At 42.8% G+C, this 4877-nt stretch carries 7 protein-coding genes; 6 read left to right on the plus strand and 1 reads right to left on the minus strand.

Features of this window, described 5'->3' with window-relative positions; all coding sequences use genetic code 11:
- The 6 genes from QUA13_RS31505 to QUA13_RS31530 form a co-directional block, all read left to right on the plus strand.
- On the plus strand, positions 1–212 hold a 212-nt coding region (locus QUA13_RS31505), incomplete at its 5' end, for a hypothetical protein (RefSeq protein ID WP_333204896.1).
- Positions 213–322: 110 nt separating this feature from the next.
- Positions 323–625, plus strand: a complete 303-nt coding sequence (locus QUA13_RS31510; RefSeq protein ID WP_333204898.1) for a hypothetical protein — start codon at positions 323–325, stop codon at positions 623–625.
- A gap of 117 nt (positions 626–742) precedes the next feature.
- Complete coding sequence (locus tag QUA13_RS31515; RefSeq protein ID WP_333204900.1) at positions 743–1417, plus strand: hypothetical protein; 675 nt, start codon at positions 743–745, stop codon at positions 1415–1417.
- Positions 1418–1664: 247 nt separating this feature from the next.
- Complete coding sequence (gene iscB / locus QUA13_RS31520; protein WP_333204902.1) at positions 1665–2936, plus strand: RNA-guided endonuclease IscB; 1272 nt, start codon at positions 1665–1667, stop codon at positions 2934–2936.
- Positions 2937–3024: 88 nt separating this feature from the next.
- Entirely contained in the window at positions 3025–3498 is a 474-nt protein-coding gene (locus QUA13_RS31525; RefSeq protein ID WP_333204904.1) for a hypothetical protein, read from the plus strand.
- A gap of 292 nt (positions 3499–3790) precedes the next feature.
- Positions 3791–4447, plus strand: coding sequence for a response regulator transcription factor (locus QUA13_RS31530; protein ID WP_333204906.1), 657 nt, complete (start codon positions 3791–3793; stop codon positions 4445–4447).
- Here the strand turns inward: QUA13_RS31530 and QUA13_RS31535 are convergent.
- Complete coding sequence (locus QUA13_RS31535) at positions 4419–4805, minus strand: sensor histidine kinase (protein ID WP_333204908.1); 387 nt, start codon at positions 4803–4805, stop codon at positions 4419–4421. The two genes, QUA13_RS31530 and QUA13_RS31535, sit on opposite strands and share 29 nt — an antisense overlap.
- Positions 4806–4877: the final 72 nt, after the last annotated feature.

Genomic DNA, 4877 nt, shown 5'->3' on the forward strand with positions numbered 1-4877 from the left:
CGATTGGTAATGGTTTCATTACTGCTACTGCTATACTTATTTTAAGTGTACTCTATTTACCTGCAATCTGCTGTAAGTTGATAGCAATCCTGCAACACGCTGTGCAGCGTTGCAATTTTCACGGAACAACTGCGCTTTTTGGGCATAACCAGTCAAATTTATGGGGCAAAAGCGATAGCATACTCTGCAAATATCGAGTCATTGCACCCTAAACTGATAGAGCACAAGCGGGCTAAAGTTTCCACTCAAACCTCGTGTCTTGTACAATTTTTAGTATAGGCTTACCGCTTGTTAAAACTGTAGCACAGATATAAGGTCGAGCATGGGACGGAAACAGAGATCGCCTTCAGGCATTGTTTTTCGAGCGCGAGTTGCGCGACAGACACCAGAAAAACTTGAAAAGCTAGCAGCTTCTATGGGTCACTTGTACGGAGGGAAGGGAAAACCCGGTGCCCTACTAGATATGCTGGCATCGGGAGATTTGGTTCTCGTACCCAAAACCGCAACAGATGTCATCAAATCTGTGGCACAGTTTTTAGAAGAAACCGAGCAGCCAACCGTCAAATTGGATCTTTTGCAGAGGGACGGTAGTCAAACAATTCCTGCAGGGTCACAGCAAATCTAGACCAATCTGTTCCTGATCGTGAGCAGATGTGGCTATAAACTTTTAATCCTATTATGCGCTCTCGGACTTTTTCTGCGGCGATCGCCACTATTGCTCAGCCTTTTATGCTCGCTCGCAATGTATCTTCTTACTCTGTCCAACCTCAATCAAACTGTCCAGCCTAACCAACTACAAAAACCATCTTTAGTTCCCAACTATCTCCAACAACATTTGCAACTACTTGTCAAGCAAATTTTAATGGGATTACCTGTTGAGCCAATTCTCAATAACTATCCGCAGTTACAGCAGTGGGTTAACGAACTTAAAGAATTATCGCCAACACTATTTTTACCGCAGCGAAAACTGTTTGTTGATATTCCAATTCAAGCAAAGCTACACCTAAAAAAGCAGGGAGAAACAGTAAAACACTCTTCCCCTTCATTTAAAGTAATACAAGTTCCAGCAAGTGTTGGTTTTGTCAAAGGACGACCAAAGCTATTTGAGTGGGCGATTCGGCATCCTGTAATGACTTGGGAAGACCGGGTAAAGTTATGGGTAGCTGTTCAATTCTTTAAGATAGAGCCTGAAAAGCTGCAACTAATTGTTTTGGCACTGCACCCAACTCAACCTGCACAAAAAGTTAAATTTGTCTGGGACACTAAGCAACATCGACAAACCAAAAATTGGTTACGAACTCAAATTCATTCTCAAACAATCAGTGAATTTGTTAGTTTCGGTTATTCTTTAGGGGCAAAACCAGAGTCAATAGCAACTGCTATTAATTTCGATGAAATCGATGAAGTTACGCTTTAACTCGTTCAGTCAGTAACTCAGGGCTAAGTGCCACTGAGCTTGTAAGAAATTGCAAGCTATGCTGACCAGCCTAAGATTCTCGAAATCTACGTTATTTGAGTCACGACACCCTGTGGATGCGAAGCTAGTCCCTTGCCCTGTCATCTGCAATTAAACAGCCTTAAAGTCACTGAGGCAGTGTTGCAGGTTTAAAAAGCTCTTATAACATTGGCGAAGCTAACATTACACGCAAGTGGAGGACACAACAATGTCCAATTTTATTTTCGTACTCGATACAAACAAAAGACCACTAACACCTTGCAAACCGTCAATGGCTCGCAAATTGTTAACTGCCGGTAAAGCGGCTGTTTTCAGAATGTTCCCAATCACAATTATCCTCAAAAAGGTGGTAACAGCAACGATTAAATCAATCACTCTCAAATTAGATCCAGGTTCAAAAACTACTGGTATCGCATTATTGCAAGGTGAGAAAGTAATTTTTGGCGCTGAACTAACTCATCGAGGTCAAGCCATCAAAGCAAGTCTTGATTCCCGTCGCGCACTACGTCGAGGGCGACGAAACCGTCATACTCGCTACCGCCGAGCAAGGTTTTTAAACCGTACCCGCCAAAAAGGATGGTTAGCGCCATCCTTGCAGCACCGGGTAGAAACCACCCTAACTTGGGTTAATAAATTACGCAGACTTGCACCAATCAGTTCGATCATTCAAGAGCTTGTCAGATTTGACCTACAACAACTAGAAAACCCAGAAATTAGTGGGCTGGAATACCAGCAAGGTATTTTATGTGGGTACGAAATTCGCGAATATTTATTGAACAAGTGGAATAGGAAATGTGCTTACTGCAACATTGAAAATGTACCCTTGCAAGTTGAACATATTCATCCAAAAGCTAAAGGAGGAAGTAATCGAATTTCTAATCTCTGCCTTGCTTGTGAGAAGTGTAACCAGAAGAAAGGCAGTCAAGATATTCAGCAATTTTTAGCCAAGAAACCTGACATCTTGAAGCACATTCTTGCACAAGCAAAACGTCCGCTCAAAGATGCCGCTGCCGTGAATTCGACCCGATGGGCGTTGTTTTCTCGACTAAAAGAAACGGGGTTGCCCGTTTTGACTGGTTCAGGTGGACTGACAAAGTTCAATCGTACTCGACTGCAACTACCTAAAACTCATTGGATTGATGCTGCTTGTGTTGGTCAACTTGAATCATTGTCTGTAGTCACGAGTAAACCATTACTAATCAAAGCAACTGGACATGGAACTCGTCAAATGTGCCGTACCGATAAATTTGGCTTCCCATCTCGGTACGTTCCGAGAAACAAGTTTGTCAAAGGTTTTCAGACTGGTGACATCGTAAAAGTAATCGTTACCAGTGGTAAAAAGATAGGTGAGTATGTTGGTCGGGTTGCGGTTAGATCGACTGGTTCATTCAATATCTCGGCATCAGAATTGGTGCAAGGGATTAGCCATAAATACTGCAAAACTATTCACTATAAAGATGGGTACAGCTACTCATTTTGAATTTAAAGATTCAAGGCGATTGAAATCGCCGAGCCGTTTTCCTCTCAGGACTGAAGTCGCTGAGTTTCCCACTTACCGAGTGTTTTTTATGAAAGCTGCGGAATTTGAATGTCCCGTAGTTTGTGAAGAACTTGATTTCTCGGCTAAAAAGCAATCCCTAGGAGAGAAAGGTAGAAAATATGCCCGGATGTTGTCGGGCTGGGCATACAGCGAGTTCTACAAACAACTCAATTCTATTTTGTCGAATCGCGGAATTGAGTTAATTGCAGTCAACCCGGCTTATTCGAGTATTATCGGCTTGGTAAAATACCTAAAAATGTATGGCTTAGCCAGCGATGAATCAGCCGCACTGGTAATTGCTCGCAGGGCTATGAAATTAAGTGAAAAAATACCTCGCTCCTTAACCGCCTATTCCGAGATGAACCCGGAAAAGCACGTTTGGAGCGAGTGGAATCAACTGAATAGAAAAATCAAGCGTTCCGCTGTAATATCACGTCGTTGTGATTATTATAGCGTTTCTAACTGGAGTTTCTTGGTCAATCTCGATACCGAGGAAGCGTAAGCGCGCTTGTAAGAACGTTTAAAGCTTATACCGCAGAGCTTACCCAGGTTTGCCTAGGTTTTTATAAGCGGTCATTGATAGGGAGGTGGACTTCAAGGGAGACTAGCTCAACTATAGTTAATGTACCTCCTCCCTACGACTCTCAAACCAAAGACAGACTAGCAGTATTAAAAATCTTCCCAACAGATGAGGACAATACTAGCTTACAAGTTCAACAATTTAGGAACGAGCTAAAGCTTTCTGTCAAATTTCGGCAGAAAGTTCGCCTCCTACCTTTAATCTGGAGAAAAAAATGATCGCTGGAGTAAAAGCAACCAAACCATCAACCATCCTAATTGTCGAAGACGATCCCATGATGCAATTGGGACTATCACGACTCCTAGCAACAGAACCTCAATTTACTATTGTCGGGCAGGTAGAAGATGGCAATTCAGCAATAGATGTAGCTTCAAAGCTAAAACCCGATATTATCCTCATGGATATTGGCTTACCTGATATCGACGGCATTGCTGCTGCCAGTCAAATAAAAGCATTGCTACCCCATACCCGCATCCTCATGCTAACTTCACACACCAGTGATACAGAAGTATTGGCTTCCTTATCTTGTGGAACAGAGGGTTATTGCATTAAAGGGACTAGCACAGAACAGCTATTAACAGCCATCAATGCTGTCCGAGAAGGTAGCACCTACCTAGACGCTAAAATTGCCACTTGTGTCATTCAAAATCTCAGAAAACCCACAACCAACTGCGAAGAATCCCTGTTTACCGCGCGAGAATTGACGGTATTAAAACTAATGGCAGAGGGCAAAAGCAATAAAGATATCGGTTATCAACTGCACTTAAGCCCTAATACTATCAAAGGTTACATTAAAGCGATTTTCAACAAAATGGAGACTAACGATCGCGTACAAGCTGCGGTTATTGCCCTGCGTAGTGGTCTGGTTTAAACACTGGCAAAGTGAACCAAAAAGTAGTACCCTTACCTAGCTCACTCTCTACACCAATTTCTCCACCATGCGCCTCGACTATTTGCTTCGAGATGTAAAGCCCTAAGCCAACCCCAGCAGTACGCTTAACACCACTACCTCGCACGTACAGTTCAAACAATGAAGCACAATGCTCTGATTTTATTCCCACCCCATTATCTCTCACCGTGCAGCGTAGATAAGAGGCCTCTGGCTCCAGCGATGCACCTAATGTTAACGTAAATCCAATTGGATTGTATTTGAGAGCATTGCCAATCAAATTTTCAAAGACTCGCCTGAGCTGAGCGGAATCGGCATTAACTAAAGGTAAATCAGGCAACAGTCCGGACAGTTTTTTGGGGTGAGTGGCGAGGAAAGCTATCCAAGGCTTAAAGTACAGTCATACATAAAA

It is taken from the genome of Microcoleus sp. S28C3, from assembly GCF_036700785.1.
Classification (GTDB): Bacteria; Cyanobacteriota; Cyanobacteriia; order Cyanobacteriales; family Microcoleaceae; genus Microcoleus; species Microcoleus asticus.

What these genes read in the sequence shown, in the direction of transcription:
- QUA13_RS31515 (WP_333204900.1), top strand. Translation starts at nt 743, where the DNA reads ATGTATCTTCTTACTCTGTCCAACCTCAATCAAACTGTCCAGCCTAAC.
- QUA13_RS31530 (WP_333204906.1), top strand. Translation starts at nt 3,791, where the DNA reads ATGATCGCTGGAGTAAAAGCAACCAAACCATCAACCATCCTAATTGTC.
- QUA13_RS31525 (WP_333204904.1), top strand. Translation starts at nt 3,025, where the DNA reads ATGAAAGCTGCGGAATTTGAATGTCCCGTAGTTTGTGAAGAACTTGAT.
- QUA13_RS31510 (WP_333204898.1), top strand. Translation starts at nt 323, where the DNA reads ATGGGACGGAAACAGAGATCGCCTTCAGGCATTGTTTTTCGAGCGCGA.
- iscB (WP_333204902.1), top strand. Translation starts at nt 1,665, where the DNA reads ATGTCCAATTTTATTTTCGTACTCGATACAAACAAAAGACCACTAACA.